The sequence below is a fragment of the Symmachiella dynata genome, from assembly GCF_007747995.1.
GTDB lineage: Bacteria > Planctomycetota > Planctomycetia > Planctomycetales > Planctomycetaceae > Symmachiella > Symmachiella dynata.
In genome coordinates this window covers 5878713-5896039 of the sequence record NZ_CP036276.1, presented here as the reverse complement: position 1 = coordinate 5896039, position 17327 = coordinate 5878713, and the positions used below count along the sequence as shown (strand labels likewise).

At 54.6% G+C, this 17327-nt stretch carries 17 protein-coding genes and 1 tRNA gene; 14 read left to right on the top strand and 4 right to left on the bottom strand.

Translation table 11 applies throughout. The features are described from left to right. Positions 1-16: 16 nt before the first annotated feature. The 11 genes from Mal52_RS22395 (at position 17) to Mal52_RS22345 (ending at position 10537) form a co-directional block, all read left to right on the top strand. Complete coding sequence (locus Mal52_RS22395; protein ID WP_145378752.1) at positions 17-1276, top strand: CpaE/TadZ family protein; 1260 nt, start codon at positions 17-19, stop codon at positions 1274-1276. Positions 1277-1328: 52 nt separating this feature from the next. Next, complete coding sequence (locus Mal52_RS22390) at positions 1329-2678, top strand: TadA family conjugal transfer-associated ATPase (protein WP_145378751.1); 1350 nt, start codon at positions 1329-1331, stop codon at positions 2676-2678. Then, on the top strand, positions 2678-3619 hold the full coding sequence (locus Mal52_RS22385; protein ID WP_145378750.1) for a type II secretion system F family protein: 942 nt from the start codon (positions 2678-2680) through the stop codon (positions 3617-3619). Before Mal52_RS22390 ends, Mal52_RS22385 begins: the two co-directional genes overlap by 1 nt. A 13-nt stretch (positions 3620-3632) precedes the next feature. Further along, a complete protein-coding gene (locus Mal52_RS22380) occupies positions 3633-4568 on the top strand; it encodes a type II secretion system F family protein (protein WP_145378749.1) in 936 nt (311 codons plus the stop codon). A gap of 54 nt (positions 4569-4622) precedes the next feature. After that, positions 4623-5057 carry a TadE/TadG family type IV pilus assembly protein gene (locus Mal52_RS22375; RefSeq protein ID WP_197534399.1) on the top strand — a complete coding sequence of 145 codons (435 nt, stop codon included), beginning with the start codon at positions 4623-4625 and terminating at the stop codon, positions 5055-5057. 13 nt (positions 5058-5070) lie between these two features. Further along, positions 5071-5547 carry a TadE/TadG family type IV pilus assembly protein gene (locus Mal52_RS22370; RefSeq protein WP_145378747.1) on the top strand — a complete coding sequence of 159 codons (477 nt, stop codon included), beginning with the start codon at positions 5071-5073 and terminating at the stop codon, positions 5545-5547. A gap of 12 nt (positions 5548-5559) precedes the next feature. Continuing rightward, entirely contained in the window at positions 5560-7371 is a 1812-nt protein-coding gene (locus Mal52_RS22365; RefSeq protein ID WP_145378746.1) for a pilus assembly protein TadG-related protein, read from the top strand. A 146-nt stretch (positions 7372-7517) separates the two neighbouring features. After that, entirely contained in the window at positions 7518-8921 is a 1404-nt protein-coding gene (locus Mal52_RS22360) for a PAS domain-containing sensor histidine kinase (protein ID WP_145378745.1), read from the top strand. Further along, positions 8915-9283: a response regulator gene (locus Mal52_RS22355; RefSeq protein WP_145378744.1), complete on the top strand. Its 369-nt coding sequence runs from the start codon at positions 8915-8917 to the stop codon at positions 9281-9283. Before Mal52_RS22360 ends, Mal52_RS22355 begins: the two co-directional genes overlap by 7 nt. A gap of 11 nt (positions 9284-9294) precedes the next feature. Continuing rightward, a complete protein-coding gene (locus Mal52_RS22350; RefSeq protein WP_145378743.1) occupies positions 9295-9720 on the top strand; it encodes a response regulator in 426 nt (141 codons plus the stop codon). A gap of 202 nt (positions 9721-9922) precedes the next feature. Next, positions 9923-10537 (top strand): response regulator, encoded by a 615-nt coding sequence (locus Mal52_RS22345; RefSeq protein WP_145378742.1) that lies wholly within the window; start codon positions 9923-9925, stop codon positions 10535-10537. Between the two features lie 489 nt (positions 10538-11026). On the opposite strand, the gene Mal52_RS22340 is transcribed toward Mal52_RS22345, so the two are convergent. After that, positions 11027-11100 (bottom strand) — tRNA-Arg (locus tag Mal52_RS22340). A gap of 200 nt (positions 11101-11300) precedes the next feature. Between Mal52_RS22340 and Mal52_RS22335 the strand changes: the two genes are divergently transcribed. From Mal52_RS22335 to Mal52_RS22325, 3 genes are all read left to right on the top strand, one after another. After that, complete coding sequence (locus Mal52_RS22335; protein ID WP_145378741.1) at positions 11301-12635, top strand: Nramp family divalent metal transporter; 1335 nt, start codon at positions 11301-11303, stop codon at positions 12633-12635. 190 nt (positions 12636-12825) lie between these two features. Next, positions 12826-13437, top strand: a complete 612-nt coding sequence (gene cysC, locus Mal52_RS22330) for an adenylyl-sulfate kinase (protein WP_145378740.1) — start codon at positions 12826-12828, stop codon at positions 13435-13437. A 103-nt stretch (positions 13438-13540) separates the two neighbouring features. Beyond that, positions 13541-14242: an SGNH/GDSL hydrolase family protein gene (locus Mal52_RS22325; protein WP_145378739.1), complete on the top strand. Its 702-nt coding sequence runs from the start codon at positions 13541-13543 to the stop codon at positions 14240-14242. An 86-nt stretch (positions 14243-14328) separates the two neighbouring features. On the opposite strand, the gene Mal52_RS22320 is transcribed toward Mal52_RS22325, so the two are convergent. The 3 genes from Mal52_RS22320 to Mal52_RS22310 are packed head-to-tail and all read right to left on the bottom strand — an operon-like array spanning position 14329 to position 17270. Next, positions 14329-15138, bottom strand: a complete 810-nt coding sequence (locus Mal52_RS22320) for a phytanoyl-CoA dioxygenase family protein (RefSeq protein WP_145378738.1) — start codon at positions 15136-15138, stop codon at positions 14329-14331. Between the two features lie 43 nt (positions 15139-15181). Continuing rightward, positions 15182-16723, bottom strand: coding sequence for a sodium:solute symporter family transporter (locus Mal52_RS22315; protein WP_145378737.1), 1542 nt, complete (start codon positions 16721-16723; stop codon positions 15182-15184). A 37-nt stretch (positions 16724-16760) separates the two neighbouring features. Next, positions 16761-17270, bottom strand: a complete 510-nt coding sequence (locus tag Mal52_RS22310) for a winged helix-turn-helix domain-containing protein (RefSeq protein WP_145378736.1) — start codon at positions 17268-17270, stop codon at positions 16761-16763. Positions 17271-17327: the final 57 nt, after the last annotated feature.

Here is a 17327-nt window from a genome sequence, read left to right as displayed (position 1 = left end):
GCAGGCGAGCGGTGCCATGTTCTTAGCGGCCGGCTCCGCGAAAACGTTGTTTATGAAGGTCAATGCAATGGATATATGGATCATTACCGACTCTGATCGTTTGGTGAAAGTTGTTCACGACTCGCTCCAAGATCTAGGCCTCGAATGTCCTGCCTCTCATACAACCCGAATTGAATCCTTGGATCCGCAACTCAAGTCGCTAACAGCTTTTGATGGGATCTTGTTATTTGCGGTTGATCAGTTGGAAACCGAATACTTGGAATTGTTAAAGCGGCTCCGGACGACGACCCACGATGACGCCACAATTGTGGTGGTTTCCAAGATCGACAATCACGGTACGGTGCTCAATGCGATTCGCTCGGGAGCGAGTGACTTTATCGCTGCGAATGATAATGTGAATGAGGAGTTAGCCAATTCAATCACCCGCTTGAAGTTGCAGCGAAAGCACCGGGAAATTCGCGGTCGTGTGATTTCCATCCTGCCCTGTTACTCCGCTCGTGATGCGAGTTTGTTGTCGGTCAATCTGGCTGCGATTGTTGCCAAGCAGTCACGTTCGTGCGCGCTTTTGGATCTTCAAATGCGGGATGGCGATCTGACGATGCTGTTACAGTTGTCGCCGCGGCACACGATCATCGATCTGTTGAAGCAGCAAGGCACAATTGATCAAGCGCTATTTGAGCAAGCGTTGACGACTCACGACTCGGGGATCCGGCTATTGGCGGGGCCGAATACGTTCATCGACATGCGGAGCGTCAGACCGCAAGTGTGCCACCAAATCATCGGCTTGGCCCAGCGGTTGCATGATTTTGTGATTGTTAATTCCGAGGACCTCCAACACGCCGAACAACTGCGTGCCTTTGCTGACAGTGACGACATTGTGATGACGATGCGACCCGATGTTGTCTCGCTGCGTCGCGCCAAACAACACATGGATTTGATGACACAAAATCGCCTACCGCGAGAAAACATTCACGTTGTCGTACTGGGGTCGGGGCATTCCACCGAACTGGCGACAAGTTCTATCACCAAAGTGTTGCAGGTCACGGACATTCATCGGATCCCCGATGACCCGGTCTCGACGCTGCGAGCGGTGAATGTGGGGAACCCATTGGTCTGCGAATGCCCCAATACAAAAATCAGCCAAGCGATCGCAGGATTTGCAGAGACTTTAATCAGGCGACACGAAGCACCCGTACCGCAGAAGCCGCCCAAACGGCCGAGTTCGGTCAAGGCGGCATTGTCCGTCGCGATGAACTCACTGAGTTTTGCCAAATGAGAAATGGCTGCATTCAAATAACTTTCCCCTCTGTTAATTAGGACTTGGAAACATGCTGGAAGCGTCTCCAATAATCACATCGGCCAGCGATGCGAATCGCGACCCTCGATTTCAGGAATTGAAGGCCGAGCTTCACGAACAACTGATCAGCGACATGGATTTTTCCGTGCTGCGTTCGGTGGATCCGCACATTCTGCGGGATGAGTTGCGCCGTGGAGCTGAGCAATTGTGCGGCCTGCATTCTGATTTAATCAGCCAGGCGGATCGCAATCGATTGATCGACGAATTGCTGGACGACATGATGGGGCTGGGACCGCTTGAACCGCTGATGCACGACCCCACGGTGTCCGACATTCTGATCAATGGGCCGCATTGTGTTTTTGTTGAGCGTCGCGGAAATCTGGAGGAGACCTCCGTCGAATTCCGCGATTTGGATCACCTGGTGGAAATTGTGCAGCGGATTGCCGGACGCGTGGGGCGGCGGATTGATGAAGCGAGTCCCATGGTCGATGCACGATTGCCGGACGGCAGTCGGCTCAATGCTGTGATCAAACCCTTGGCATTGGATGGTGCGCTCGTTTCCATTCGGCGTTTTTCGGCGCGGCCGATTTCTATGAGCGACCTCGTGGCCCGTCAATCGGCATCTCCTCAGATGTTGGATTTTCTGACGGCATGCGTCAAAGCCCGCATGAGCATTCTCGTTTCGGGGGGCACAGGGAGCGGTAAGACAACGTTGCTTAATGCGCTGTCCGGATTTATCCCTGCGCATGAGCGCGTGGTGACCATTGAAGACGCGGCGGAACTTCAATTGCAACAACCGCATGTGGCACGTATGGAGACGCGGCAGTCCAACCTGGAAGGCAAGGGCGAAGTGAACTCCCGCGAATTGCTCCGCAATGCGCTGCGAATGCGACCGGACCGGATCATTGTGGGTGAATGCCGCGGTGCTGAGGCGTTTGACATGTTGCAAGCTATGAACACCGGACACGAAGGGGGGATGTCAACGATTCATGCCAATGAAGCTCGTGACGCCCTGAGCCGACTTGAAATGCTGGTCGGAATGGCCGCACCGGAATTGCCGATGTGGTTCATCCATCGTCAAATTGCATCTGCCATCCAGATCGTCGTACAAGTCGCGCGTTTGCCAGGTGGCCAGCGCAAAATTATTCAAGTCTCTGAAGTAACCGGACTGCAAGGAGAGAGTGTCAGCATGCATGACATTTTCACCTTTCGGCAAACTGGCGTCGATGATCAAAACCATGTTGTCGGTCAGTTTGAAACAACCGGGATTATCCCGGAATGCCTCGAACGATTTCGGGCCGCAGGCATGGATCTGCCTCGTTCAATCTTTGAGCGGGGTGATTACGAATTCGACCGTGTCGACCATCTGCGAGGATTCTGATGTACCAAACAGTATTTATCGCACTGACACTTGCCGCATCTGCAGCCTTCGCGCTGAGCCTCGGTGTTTTGTATTACGAGTGGTTATTCCGCTACCGAATCGCCGTGCGCGAACGCGTCAAAGGAATATCAAAGCAACCTGATAGCCATCAAACCGTCTCGTTGTTTAAGGATATCAAACGGCTACAAAACCGGGACTTCATGCGTCAAACCTGGAGCGAATGGCTGCGGCAGCAAATCGAACTGACCGGCAGCACATGGTCCAATACGATGTTTCTGTTGTGCTGTCTCGCATGTGGTGTTGTGGCTGCCTCCGTCGGGTCCTTGTGGTTTTGGTGGTTGGGCGCGGCTTTGGGGATTGCCGGAATGTTGTCACCATTCGGCGTGTTGATGGTCTGCACACAGCGGCGGCAAAAATTGATGTCCCGCCAACTCCCTGAAGCGTTTTCGATGATCAGCCGGGCGGTCAAAGCTGGTCAAACAATTCCCTCCGCCTTGCAAATTGTTGCCACCGACTTTGAGCCGCCGATTTCGACGGAGTTCGCTCGTTGTCACGAAAAGCAAAATCTAGGCATCAGTCGCGAGTCGGCATTACGTCAACTCGCCCAGCGCGCGGGGATTATGGAACTGCAAATCTTTGTTGTCGCAATTTTGGTTCAATCCCGCTCCGGTGGCGATCTCATTGAACTGCTCGACAACCTGTCGGGAATGATTCGCAAACGGTTAAAGTTAAAAGAACGGGTGCGTGCGCTCACCGGCGAAGGCCGAACGCAGGCGGTTGTGTTGATCATTTTGCCAGTGGCGGCATTTATCGGAATCATCCTCACAGCCCCAGACTACGCCCAATTTTTGATCGATCGTCCGATGTTATTGGTCGCCACAGCTGCAGCACAACTTGTTGGCGCGTTGTGGATTCGGAAAATCGTCAATTTTGAATATTAAAGGGTCCCCCGTTATGGCTGGTTCTCTCGTGAGCATTCCGTACATTATTTTCGGTATCGTGGCTATCGCCACTTACGCTCTCCTCGTCCGCTCGAATCCATACGATGTCAAAGTTCGTAATCGAATCAAAGAGCTCGAGCCATCGAGCATGGCCATTGCGACGGCAAAGGGCGATGACGATGAAGAGAGTGATGGCGTGCTGTCCAGATTCGTTGAAGAATTGCAGCAGCTCAATCCTTCGCATGCCTCATCACGTTCGGGATTGCAACATCGTCTCACCAAAGCGGGCATCTACGATCAAGCGGCAATTCAACGCTACTATATTGCGAAGCTGTTATTCACTGCGATTCCGGCTGCGGCGATGATTCCGTTGGAATTATCAGGCTACATTTCCGCACAATGGATGATCCCAGCCGCCGTCGCAGCGGGCGCTGTCGGTTTTCTCGTGCCTGGATTTTGGCTCGACCGTGCTATCGCTCGGCAACATGTGTTGCTGCAAAAATCGCTGCCTGATTTTATTGACTTGATGACGGTCTGTTTAGGGGGCGGCTTAAGCCTTCAACAAACCATTCACCAAGTGAGTGACGAACTGCTCCTCGCACACCCGGAACTGGCCGCTGAATTGGCCATCATTCAGCGGGATATGGAATTGGGCGCCACGGTGGATCAAGCCCTCAAACGCTTTGCAGTACGAACCGATTTTGACGGGGCCCGCACACTCAGCACATTCATTCGCGAGGCTCAGCGGTTCGGCTCAAATATCGTGGACGCTCTTCGAAACCATGCAGATATGCTGCGGACAAAACGTGAACAGGCGGCCGAAGAAAAGGCGCAAAAGGCCTCGGTCAAAATTCTCATTCCGACGTTGTTGCTCATCTTTCCCGCAATCTTTGTCATTTTGGTCGGTCCAGCTGCCATTCAAATTCAAGAAGCCTTTATTAACCAATAAACCATGCATTCACGATTCTACAAACATTGCCCACCCACAATTCGACGCCGTTTTGTGTCCGCGCGTACTGACCGGCAACGGGGCCGCCATGCGCGGGGGACTGTGGCGACTGAATTCGCGATAGCGCTGCCGATTTTGTTGCTGATCGCGCTGGGCACTTGTGATTTCGGTCGCATCGTCCACTTTCACCAGGTTGTAGCCAATGCTGCTCGCACGGGAGCAGAAACCGGCGCTGTCCGTCAATTCAGCAATTACACGCGTCCCTCTTGGGAGGCGACCGTTCGACAAGCGGTGATCAATGAGATGTCGAATATTCCGGATTTTGACGAGTCGGATATGGAATACGACTTATCGACGAACGTCGACGGGGATGGCATCATGCACATTGCCGTCGAGGTCTCCTATCCGTTTCGCACGGTCGTGGACTGGCCGGCTTTACCCTCAGAAACCAACTTGTTCAAACATGCGGAATATTGCCAGTTCCGCTAGTGAGTCCTCAGTCATGCACAAGTTACGAACACCCAAACGACCAACGAGTCACACCGCCCGCCGGCGCGGGGCGACGATCGTGGAAAGTGCAATCGTACTGCCGGTCCTGTTGCTCATTCTCTTCGCGATGCTCGATTTGGGCGTTGCCTCTGTTCGTTACAACGCATTAGCCGAGGTCTCACGACGTGTTGCGCGGGAAACCATTCTGCACGGTTCCTTGGCCCCGCAGGCCGTGGGGACCTGGGGACCGGAAGCATTTGAAGGGACCGCCGGTGATGATTCCGATCTAGTGGCGGCTGCCGCTATCGCCACCGCAACCATGGATGATGAACAAGTCAATATCCGCATTTCCTGGCCGGATGGAGATAACTCGCCGCGCGACCGTGTGCGCGTCGAAGTCGACTATCGACATCAGTCCTTGGTGCCGGGTTTATTGCCGTGGGGCTCTTTTGACCTGAATTCCGCAACCACGATGCATATTGTCAATTGAGGGGCTCTGATCATGAGAACGATACCAACGCCATCCCGAGATACCGGCCGCTGTCACAACGCTGACGGTCATGCGCCGAACATAGGCCGCAGCGGCAAGGTCATTGTCCTGCTCGCGATCATGTTGCCGACGTTGTTCGGTATCGTGGGATTAGTGATCGACGGCGGGATGATCATGGATGGACACCGGCAACTGCAACACTCCGCCGACGCAGCGGCAACGGCAGCTGCCAGGGATCTGCAATTGAACAACACCGCCGCTGTTGCTGTCGAGACCGCAACGGACTTGGTGCAAAACGGCAACCAATTGCCAGACGCGGGTGTGACGGTCAATATCCCACCGACCAGTGGATTGTATGCCGGCCAATCCGACCACGTGGAAGTCATCATCACGCAGAATTATCGCTCGCGGTTTATGCAGATTCTCACGGGTACGGCCAATAACAATGTTCAAGCCAGAGCCGTGGCTGGCGTACAAGATGCGACTGCCGGGGCGGCGGTTGTCGTCCTGGACCCAGACCCTGCCGATGCGAGCTATCCGACCACTGCCGAAATCGCAGCGATCGTTGACAACGAACAACTGATCGACGCTGCCATTGAGCAATCCGGCGTGGCGAACATGCTCTCGTCTGTGCCGGTTGTGGGGGGGATTGCTAGTTCCTTGATCGAAGTCCAGCTTGAAGACTTGCTGCCCGGAGTGGTGGGCAATCTCCTCGACGATGCGATTGCCTGTATTCCTGAAACAGGGTTACCCACATTGACGGCCGGCCTGGAAGTCGAAGGCTTGGGACGGTTCCTCGTCGATGGCTCGATTCTGGTGAATAACCAGTGGGGTGGTGTTGACGAGAATGGCGACCCAGCTGGTGCGGCGGAACCTTTTCCATATGCAGTTTCGTGCATGCCCTTGCTACCTCTTACCAGGGTGCTGGCGCGCGACATCCGTGTGGTCGGCGGCGTCGATGATCAGGACTACTACCTGCCATTTGACGTGAATGACTCCAATCCCCTGCAAGCCAGCCGCCTGCCGGTCCCTGATCCATTCGCCAATTTACCGGTCCCCTCCGTGACGAGCGACGAAGACAACGTCAGTGCGACGATCCACAATCCTGCTGACCTCGTTGTCGTCACTTTGTCCAACGCTCAGACGCAACAACTTTTGGACAGCGTGACCGGGCAGTTATCGATCCTGCTCCGGCCGCTGTTTGCACCGCTTGTCGACCCATTGACATCGCTATTGACCGAACGTGTGATTGAACCAGGAGTCTACAACTCCATCACCGCGCTTTCGCCACTTGGTGGCGTCCGTTTTGAACCGGGGGTTTACATCATTCGCGGAGTTAATCCCGCGACCCAGATTTCTTTAAGTCTCATCGGACCAGTGCAAGCCGAAGGGGTGCTATTTTATATCACCGAGTCGTCTGGTTACAACGTGGCCAATGGGGCCCCTGATGCGGCCGAAGATCCCGACACCGTACCGGATAACCCGCTATTAGGTTTAATGCCCAGCACACTGATCACGCCGTTGATTCCTGGGGGCCGCATGACCGGACTCAACGATCCGGGTAGCCCATTTCACGGAATGCTCATCTTCCAGCAACGGCTCGATCGGCGGCCGATCGTCATCGAAGCACAGCAACTGGTCGGCAGCGGCGATATCTCCGGCACGATCTATGCCAAATGGGGGCACACGATCTTTGTCGGAGCAGCAGGGTCGTACGATCTGCGTTTCGTGACCGGCACGATGCGGGTTGTGACCGTAGCTGATTCGACGTTGGCCCCAACCAATCTGCTCCCAGCAGCATCGGACGTTTTTTTGTTGGAATAGTAACTAAGAGTCGTTGCAAAACCCGCGGACGTATCCCGCTGGTGTTGGCCTGAACGTTTCAGGAACAAGCGCAACCGGGTTTTAAAAATAGTTCAAAGCTGAAATCGTCACTGTGCTGGAATCGTAACTCAGTGGAAACCGTTGGTATGACCATAAATTTGATCCTCATCTCCGCAGCAATCGCCGTCATTGCAATCGGACTACAGGAACGGCACCGCGCGGTCATCGCGCGGCGCCTCAGCGATGCATCGATTCGGCTGCGAACCCTTGAGGATGCCGTCGGTTATGCGACGTTGCGCGTCGGTTCAACGGGCAAAATACGGTCCTGGAATCGGATGGCATCGCAATTATTCGGCTACGGAGCTAACGCGCCGTTTCCTAAGAATGTCGCAACGTTGGTTCAATCCACGGACGGCAACGATTTTTCACAACGGATCAGCGCATGTGTCAACAATCCCGCGGTCGAGCATTCGCGGCCGCGCATTGAAGCGCTCGCGACCGACCATGAGGGGAACACGTTGCCGGTGCGGGTGGCCTTACGAGGAATTACGGAGACGCGTGAACGGGAATGCATGGTGATTATCGAGGATCAGACCCATCAAGAACATTCTCGACGCGAACTACAACGGTACGCCGACCAACTGTTGCTGACCAAAAAGGCATTGGAATCGCAAAATGCGCATTTGGAATCCACGATCGAAATTCGGACCGAGGAATTACGACGTACGACCGAAGCTGCCGAGTCGGCCAATGCAGCGAAGTCAGAGTTTTTGGCAAACATGTCCCACGAGTTGCGAACTCCGCTGCACGGAATATTGAGTTTTGCCCGGTTCGGCGTGCAGCGAATGGAAAAGGCGACTCACGAAAAGTTATCGGAGTATTTCGTAAACATCGAAACTTGCGGCAACACCTTGCTGTACCTCGTCAATCAATTGCTGGACTTAGCCAAACTCGAATCGCGGACCATCCATCTCGACAAACAGCAATGGGATTCGGCAACGATTGTTAGTGAGGTCATCCGGGAATTCCACGCCATGTCGGAGGAGCGCAAGGTTTCGATTCAACTACACACCCGGGGAGGGGAGACCGACGTTTGTGTGGATCGCGACAAATTCTCGCAAGTCGTGCGGAATGTTTTGGGCAATGCGCTCAAAGTCTCGCCTCCCGAGGGAAGGATTGATGTCGACTTAGAGAGTGATGGCCGGCGATTGATCATTCAAATCGCCGATCAGGGACCGGGCATCGCCGAAGAGGAATTGGAACAGATCTTTGAAAAGTTTGTGCAATCAACCCGCACGAATACGGGCGCCGGCGGGACGGGACTCGGTTTGGCGATCTGCCGTGAGATCATCGAACAACACGCCGGGAACATTTGGGCCCAAAACCGAACGCCGTGCGGCGCTGTTGTCAGTATCGAGATCCCCTTCGACAACCCGCAACCAACGGATGAACTGACCAACCCACAAACCGCCTCGGAGTTGAACGGACCGGAGTTCCCCTATCAGCAAGCCCAACCGATGTCTCACCTTCATGAGGAACTGAAATGCTAGCCGCAAACCGTATCTTGACTGTCGATGACACGCCCATGAATTTGACGATCATCGAGGAAACCTTCCCCGATCGGCACGAATTGAGTCCGGTCGGTGAGGCCAACGAGACGCACCACGGTCTGTTGTCACTTTCGCCCGACGTTGTGTTCGTGGAGGTGGTGATGCCCAGACCGGACGGTTGCGAGTTCTGCAACCAGATAAAAAACAATCCTGATTCGACCCACGGTCAAGCCATGATGGTCTCTGCACAAACTGAACTCGACGCGATGCTGCGCGGGTTGTATCCGTTTACCACGGTTTGTCAGTGCTCGAATTCTATCGAATCGTCCCTTCCAGTCACTATGTCCAATTTTGGAGCTTGAGCTAGGCCCCCATGAATCAACTACAAAAAGTATTGGTCGTCGACGACAACCCTGTCAATTTGGCCGTTCTCTATGAGATTTTGGAGGATGACTATGAAGTCGAATATGCGCGAAACGGGCACGATGCCATTCGCATCGCCGAAGAGTGTCTGGTGGATATTATCCTGTTGGACGTAATGATGCCCGGCATGGATGGGCTGGAAGTCTGCCGTCGCCTGCGGGCTAACCTCACCTTGAAGGACGCAATTATCATCATGGTTTCTGCAAAAGCCATGCCTTCGGAACGCGCCGCTGGAATCGTCGCCGGAGCAGATGACTACATCACCAAACCCTTCAACGAAATGCACTTGCTCGAAACGATACGGCGTTGTCAGCGTATTTCCAGAAGCACAATCGGTCAGACGGCTACCAGCGTGTCGAATGAAGAAAACGCGTAGCCGTTTCAACCTTAGAATCTGATCGAGAATCAGCATTGATTCCGTACTTGTCCAGCAAGACAAGTCAAACGGCTGATGCTGATCTAAAAAAATAGCCTCGCAACACGTATGAGCGAATGGCGAGAACGACTCCAACAATCTTCAGCCCCTCAGACTGTTCAAGTTCTATTCAAAAATCGCCTTAGCGTTTAAGGAAAACGAAATGATCATCTTAGTTGTCGACACCGTTCCGTTGGTTCTACGAAACATGGACCGATTGTTATCGGCGCACGGACACGAAGTTATTGCGGCCGACTCCGGTGAAAATGCGTTGAAAATTCTCAAACGGGACCACCGCATCCGCCTTGTCATCACCGATTTGCTCGTTGGTGGAATGACGGCAGTCGATCTGTTCAAAGCCAATATGCAAATCGAACGCATAAGCGATGACGGCAATTCAAGTCCGCCCGAATTCATTCTGCTGACGAGATTGACCACCGAAAGCCAGTTGCAAGGCAAAGATATGCACTTGCTCCAGGAGTCAATCGACCTGGGATTTGTCGATGTCTTGTTTAAGCCGCTCGTCCGAGAAGAATTGTTAAGACATGTTCGTCAAATTGATACCGACGATCCTTGGGCTCCACCACCGGAACCGGCCCGCCATAGCCAGAAATCAAACTCGGCCGCTTCACGAGTTACCGACCACCTACAGCAGTTGGAGGAAAAGCATGCCGACTTCGAAGCAAACTTGGGTGAAATTCGCGAAACCCTGAGTACCTTCCAAGCCGATTATGCACACTCCAAAAGGTGGATGAAATTATTGATCTCAGAAGGGTAACGCGAGGCACGCAGGCATTGAGTCGCGCCTCAAGCCGGGGCGAGGTTCAATACCGAGCGGTGGGACCAGATGAATAAGTCGCGTGCGAGGAGACTAAGAACGACTTGAATAGTCTCTTTAGCTTTTTCGCTCAACAGATTTCAAATTTGTCTTAGTTGCCGCATAGCGAATTCACGGCAGCATCGAACTCGACCACCGCAACTCGAAGACTACAGTGCAACCGTCGCAATATCAGATGCCAAAGTCAATTTGCAGGCCGTTGCAAACCAGCTGATTCTCGACGACAGCGTCGAGATTGGAGCTCATCAGCACGAGTGAAATGACATGAGTCTCAAAGGCATTTGCGAGAGAGCGGCTAGGGAACGGATCGTCTGGCAAGCAATGGACAACGAGCTGTCGTTGTGAACTCTTCGCGGCGTGAGGGAGAGGAAGACGGTAATAGGCAGCTGCCTCAATTTCGCCAGCCTTCGGCAATAGCGTTCCCGAAAGTACCCCCGAGTGGATTCGAACCACTAACCTTCGGCTTCGGAGGCCGACGCTCTATCCAGTTGAGCTACGGGGGCAGTTTTGGGGGCAACGACACGGAGTTTAACCTGGGGTTTCTGCTTCGTCAATGACTTCGTGGCATCTGGGGTATGAGCTGATCCTGCTTTGTCCCTGAGAGAGGCGCTTGCGGCTGTAGGTTCGCTTGTGATACGTTCGCGGCTTCGTTGCGGGCCTTGAATAGAGCGTATTGCAAACCCTGGCTGTCGGGAGAGCTGATATGTCGCATGAATTAAAGGAAGTCGATGTGGGGCCGCAGCTGGGGCCGCCGCTACCGTCGACGTTCCGGCAATATCTCCGCTCGATGGGGCCGGGGATTATCGTCGTCTTGACCTGGCTGGGAGCGGGGGACATTGTTGAGTGCGGCATCTCGGGGGGAAACTACGGCTATGCGCTGATGTGGATCATTGCCGTGGCCCTGATCATGCGGTATCTGTTTGTGTCGTTGATCGCCAAATACCAGCTCTGCAATCAGCATGGCGAAGGAGTGCTGGATGGCTTGGCACGGCTGCATCCTTGGTACGCCCCGTTTTTGATGGTGGTGGCTATTGTGATGGGCCACATCTACGGGGCCTATATGTCCGTGGGCATCGGCGAAAGTTGTGTGGCGATTGCGGGATTCGGCGCGACTTGGCAATGGGCGACGCTGTGGTGTCTGGTCGCTTTGGCGATCGTGTTTTGGCCGGTCTATGGATACCTGGAAATCGTCTTCAAGGTCATGCTGGCCTTGTTGGCCGTCTCGTTGATTGGGTTAGCGGCGTGGGTTGGTCCCAGTCCGAGCGGAATTCTCGAAGGCGTGTTTGAGTTCAAGCTTCCTGAGCAAAAGGGGGAATTCGATTCGCTGTTGATCGCTATCGGCATGCTGGGCGCCATTGGCGGTTCGTTGATGAATTTGGCCTATCCCTATTTTCTGGACCAGAAAGGCTGGAAGGGTCCCCGCTATCGCCGGCTGCAAATGTACGATTTTCTATTGGCAGTTATTGTCATGATAGTGCTCGATTTGGCCATCTGGACGGTCGGAGCGGAGCTGATTTTCGGCACGGGTGCCCACATTGAGACCTTGGAGGATTTGTCGACGCTGCTGAGCAAAGTGTTGGGCAGCGGGGGGCGGTTGCTGTTTCATTTGGGGGTCTTCGCCGCTGTCTTTACCTCGCTGGTGGGACATGCGGTCGGATTGGGGATGATTGCCAGTCACGGTTATCTGCGCTGGCAGGCGGGCAGCGGTCCATTGCAGGGGGACTATCGGACACATCCACTGTATCGTGCCGTGGTGGTGTGGATTCTGGTGTCACCGTTGGTCTGGACCATGCCGGGAATGCCGAACTTCGTGCAATTGACTTTGATCACCAATAGCTTGCAGGTGGTGCTGATCCCGATACTCGCCGGCGGGCTTTGGATGATCACCGCTCGGCAGCGGTTTATTGGCGAGAAATATCGCAATCGCTGGTGGGAAAACGGAATTATGGGGTTGGTTTTCTTCCTCGCCCTCTTTGCCACGGTGGGTTCGGTCAAATCGGTTTTCGAGGCGGTGCAATCATTGCTGGAACGCGCCTGAGTGGCAGTAGTGGCGGATGGAGTTTTCGCTGAGCTAACAGGAAAACATTCCGCCTCGGATTGGTTTCCAGTCCGAATGCGCGGGAAACAGGCAGATTCCCTTTTCACCGTCGCCCGGTTTCCCTAGTATGGGCCTCGCGATTCAAAACAAGCAAAAAAACGTACGAGAAACTTTAAGGAGCAATGGACGGATGGCAGAACAAAAAGCAACAAATGTTCACTGGCACGAGCACTCAGTCACACCGGAAGAACGCTGCCAACTCAGCGGGCACAAAGGCGCGGTGTTGTGGTTCACTGGACTCAGCGGTAGCGGTAAAAGCACCGTGGCCAACACGGTCGACCACAAATTACACGCAGCCGGCAAACGGACGTTTGTGCTGGACGGTGACAATGTGCGGATGGGGCTGAACAAAAATCTCGGTTTCTCCGCCGAAGACCGGGCCGAAAACATTCGCCGCATCGGCGAAGTGGCGAAATTGTTCTGCGAAGCGGGCACGATCACCACGACCGCCTTCATTTCGCCGTACGTCGCCGACCGCGACGCCGTTCGCGCGTTGCTGCCCGAAGGACAATTCATCGAAATTCTGGTTGATGCCCCGCTGGAAACCTGCGAAGCCCGCGACCCCAAAGGTCTGTATAAAAAAGCCCGCGCCGGCGAAATCAAAGGTTTCACCGGGATCGATGATCCGTACGAAGCCCCGGAAAAACCGGAGTTGGTGCTGGATTCCGACAAAAAGGGAATCGACGAATTGGCCGACGAAGTGATCGCCTACCTCGAAAAAAGCGGCATCCTCAGCCTGTAGTCGAAACGGTATTGTGACAATGCACACACCCGCTGGGCCGTTGGTCGAGCGGGTGTTGTTTTTTTTGAATTTGGTTTAGTTCAGAGTGACAAGGGGATATCTCATGCGGCGAGTGATGTTGTGTCTAAGAGTAGTGGTTGCGCTCTCGATACTGGGCGGCACTGTGATCGCTGCTGAGCCGACCGCGCGGATTGTCACGTTGGGGGACTCGATCACCAAAGGCGTTCGCAGCGGTGTGAAGCCGCAAGAGACATTTGCCGCATTATTGCAAGCAGCGCTGAAAGAGCAGGGGCGCGAGGTCGAAGTCACCAATGTTGGCATCGGTGGTGAACGGACCGATCAGGCGCTGAAGCGGTTGGATAAAATCATTGCGCTCAAGCCGGGCATTGTGACCGTGATGTATGGGACGAATGACAGTTACGTCGACATCGGCAAGACGGAATCGCGGATCACTGTCGATGAGTATCGCGATAACCTCATGCAGATCGTCAAACGGCTTCGCAAGGCGGGAATCCAACCAGTATTGATGACCGAACCGCGGTGGGGCAAAACTGCCAAACAGAATGGCGTCGGCGAACATCCGAATTTACGCCTCGAAAAATACGTGGCCGCCTGCCGAGAAGTCGCCAAGAAAATGGAGGTTCCGCTTGTGGATCATTATCAAATCTGGACCGACGCCGAAACCGCCGGAACAACCATCGGCGATTGGACAACTGACCAATGCCATCCCAACCCCGAAGGCCACCGCTACCTGAATCAGGCGATCGTGCCAGTGGTCTTAAAGTCATTACCGGCGGATAAGTGAAATGTCAGCGCGTTCGTAGGTCATGCTGTGCATGACGGGGCTTGGAATAGCGTCACAATTTGGCGATTCGTCATGCACAGCATGACCTACGGATGGGGTTGGATCCAATGGCGGTAGAGCGGTTGCACGTTGGCGGGTAGTTTCTCGTAGACGGCCGGATTGACGGAGGGGACGAGGTTTTCGCTGGCTCCAGGCTCGGTGACCATTTGTTTTCGCAGGTCGGATTCGGGGCGCAAGACTTCGAGATTCAACCACCAGGGTGCATAGCGAACCGCCAACGCGACGCGCGCGTTTGGGGCATTGTTCGGTGCGGTGGTGTGCCACAGGCGGCTGTCGAAAACCAACACGCTGCCGGCGGCACCGGCGGCATGGACCTCTTGGGGGTGCGGCGCTTCGGCATCGACGCCGTAAGCCGAGTCGGTGGGATTGGTGGAGATGCGATGGCTGCCTGGAACAACCAAGGTGCCGCCGTTGCCGGCATCAAACGGCGAGAGCATCCACAACGTGGTCAGATGCAGCACCGCATCGCCATAAGGCGCCGGCACATGTCCGGCGTTATTCTGGTTGAACGGCCAGTCGGCGTGCCATTTGCCGCGGACGTTTCCCGGCTGATTGATAATGGCCGAGGTGAACGAAATCCGCACCTGCTCGCCGAGCACCCTCTGCACGAATTCCAACAATCGTGTCTCGGCTAAATAGGGGGCGAAGGATTGATCGTGGTTGATCAAACCGGGAACAAAATCAACACCCTGCGGTGATGCATACTGACCGCATTCGCGCTTGACCGTAGCTTCGACACTACTGCGGATTTCGTCGCAGCGGTCGGCGGGGATCACGTTGTCGATAATGCAAAACCCGCTCGTTCGAAACGTCCGCAATAAGGAGTTATCATCCATGGTCGTTGTCCAAACCCTGAGAAGCTGCGCTGAAAGTCAAAGGTCAGCTGGCGGCATCGCGGCGGAATAGGCGATTCAACATGCTGGCGATGCAACCACACACAATGGCCGTTACGAGTGAGACGGGAAAAATCCATTGATAGCTGATCGATTCGGATGCAATCAATGAGGCGTCCGACGTGGCGGAGAGTTGGCTGAAATAATCGACGCCAAAGTTCCAATACGCCACAATCGCGGCGGCTAGAAAACCACACGCAGCCCCGACAATCGCGCCCCAGGCGGTGGCGAAACGAACGAAGACGGCCATGAAAAAGAGCGAAAACATCGGCGCGACGAATAATCCGATCGTGCGTTTTGTCTTTTCTAAAAAATTACCGGGAACGTGATCCAGATGCGCACTGGCCATCACCACAGCCACACCAATTCCAAAGGCCAACCAGCGCGCGATTCGCAGGCGATGTTGTTCTGAGACGGGATGACGGCGGAAACGGTCGATGAAATCGGTCATCACCACCGCACTGATCGAGTTCACGCCGGAATCGATACTCGACATCGCCGCGGCGAACATGCCGCACACGACCAAACCGGACAGTCCCACCGGAAGTTCGTGAGAGATGAAGCGCGGGAACAGAATATCGGCATCGGCGGCGATCGTTTTCCCCTCGGGAAGTTCCGCTGGAAATGCTTGATAAAAGCCCAGAAGCGAAAATCCCACAAGTGCCAACACAGTGATAACAGCTGCTCCGGCAATCGAATTGACTAAAAACGAACGGCGGGCCGCGCTGGCATCGCGGGTGGCCATGAAGCGTTGAATCGCCGTTTGGTCGCCTCCCGCTGTACAGACCCACCATAACACACCATGTAAAATGGTGCCGAACACGGTGACTCGTACATACGGATCCCAACTGAACAATGGCTGCGTGTCCCACGCGGGATTCCATGAGGTGGGAAACCAGTCGATGCCGCCAATCCTGACGGTGGCCATCACGATCACCAAGACCGCTCCCCCAAACAGGAGCAGAAATTGCAGTAGGTCGGTAATCACGACTGCTCGTAGGCCTCCCATCGAGGCATAGATAATGGCAATCGCACCGGTGGCGGCAGCCACGATTTGGAGTTGGTCGTGCGACAGGTCCAACATTTCCAAAACAGCTTTGGAGGCGAGGTAGATCAACATCGACATCCAAGACAATCGCAAGAGCACGAACATCACGGCTCCCAACATCCGCGCCGGCAGGCCCAGTCGCGTTTCCAACAGCTCATAGGCACTGGTCACACGTTGCCGCATATAGACGGGAATGAGCAGATAGCCGACGATAATATAGGAGAGTGGAATCGCCAGCATGCCAGTCAGGATGACGGGGCCTTTATTGATCAGTTCACCCGGGGTGGAGAGAAAACTGATCGTGCTGAAGAGCGTCGCGAAGAGGGAAATGCCGATCAGCAACGGCGGCATGGCGTGATTGCCGGTGAAGTAGTCTCCGGTATCGGTTTGTCGGCGGCTGTAGTACCACCCCAGCCAGAGCACCAACGCGATATAACTCGCGACAATGACTCCGTCGATCCAGTGCAGGCCGCCCGTCATAGACTCTCCGTAAACGTTCCGTGATCCGCTTGCGCGCTCATTGCATTGCCAGGCCGTCGGCGCGGCGTAATTCTTCGAGATGTTCGCGGCCCGCTTCGGTGATCGTCCAAACTCCGGGAACCGTGATCGGCTCGAGATAGTTCAGCGGTTCTTCCCGCATCGTTTTGCCGGCAATACGGCATTCATGTTGCCATTCGGTTTCACGCGTCTCATCAACATGCTGCTGTTTGTCGCCGGCCGTGAGCCGCAGATGGTCTTCCAGATATTGAAAGACTTGCCAATTCCGGGCGGAGCCCCCTTCGCGGACCAAGACTTCCAAGATCGGACGCTTAAAGTGAATCCAGGTCGTTTGGTGTGCTTCTTCTCCGGAGTTCCGCGCTGCCTGTGCGGCGGCATTGATGCGCTGCGACACCGACTCGAGGATCTCTGCCGAAACGTTAAAGTCACCTTGCTTGACGGAGTTCTCGGCGTTGCTCAACTCGGCGATCATTTCTTCGATTTGCGAGCAAAGATCGACTTTCATACGTTCCAAAGGTGTGGTTGGCATGTTTGCCGCTCCTGATCTGCTGATATCAATTCCATTGATGCGACGACCGTTTCCCAG

Bases quoted from the DNA above. Each gene is read 5' to 3' on its own strand.
- Mal52_RS22395 (WP_145378752.1), top strand. From the start codon at position 17: ATGTTCTTAGCGGCCGGCTCCGCGAAAACGTTGTTTATGAAGGTCAAT.
- Mal52_RS22390 (WP_145378751.1), top strand. From the start codon at position 1,329: ATGCTGGAAGCGTCTCCAATAATCACATCGGCCAGCGATGCGAATCGC.
- Mal52_RS22385 (WP_145378750.1), top strand. From the start codon at position 2,678: ATGTACCAAACAGTATTTATCGCACTGACACTTGCCGCATCTGCAGCC.
- Mal52_RS22380 (WP_145378749.1), top strand. From the start codon at position 3,633: ATGGCTGGTTCTCTCGTGAGCATTCCGTACATTATTTTCGGTATCGTG.
- Mal52_RS22370 (WP_145378747.1), top strand. From the start codon at position 5,071: ATGCACAAGTTACGAACACCCAAACGACCAACGAGTCACACCGCCCGC.
- Mal52_RS22365 (WP_145378746.1), top strand. From the start codon at position 5,560: ATGAGAACGATACCAACGCCATCCCGAGATACCGGCCGCTGTCACAAC.
- Mal52_RS22360 (WP_145378745.1), top strand. From the start codon at position 7,518: ATGACCATAAATTTGATCCTCATCTCCGCAGCAATCGCCGTCATTGCA.
- Mal52_RS22355 (WP_145378744.1), top strand. From the start codon at position 8,915: ATGCTAGCCGCAAACCGTATCTTGACTGTCGATGACACGCCCATGAAT.
- Mal52_RS22350 (WP_145378743.1), top strand. From the start codon at position 9,295: ATGAATCAACTACAAAAAGTATTGGTCGTCGACGACAACCCTGTCAAT.
- Mal52_RS22345 (WP_145378742.1), top strand. From the start codon at position 9,923: ATGATCATCTTAGTTGTCGACACCGTTCCGTTGGTTCTACGAAACATG.
- Mal52_RS22335 (WP_145378741.1), top strand. From the start codon at position 11,301: ATGTCGCATGAATTAAAGGAAGTCGATGTGGGGCCGCAGCTGGGGCCG.
- cysC (WP_145378740.1), top strand. From the start codon at position 12,826: ATGGCAGAACAAAAAGCAACAAATGTTCACTGGCACGAGCACTCAGTC.
- Mal52_RS22325 (WP_145378739.1), top strand. From the start codon at position 13,541: ATGCGGCGAGTGATGTTGTGTCTAAGAGTAGTGGTTGCGCTCTCGATA.
- Mal52_RS22320 (WP_145378738.1), bottom strand. From the start codon at position 15,138: ATGGATGATAACTCCTTATTGCGGACGTTTCGAACGAGCGGGTTTTGC.
- Mal52_RS22315 (WP_145378737.1), bottom strand. From the start codon at position 16,723: ATGACGGGCGGCCTGCACTGGATCGACGGAGTCATTGTCGCGAGTTAT.
- Mal52_RS22310 (WP_145378736.1), bottom strand. From the start codon at position 17,270: ATGCCAACCACACCTTTGGAACGTATGAAAGTCGATCTTTGCTCGCAA.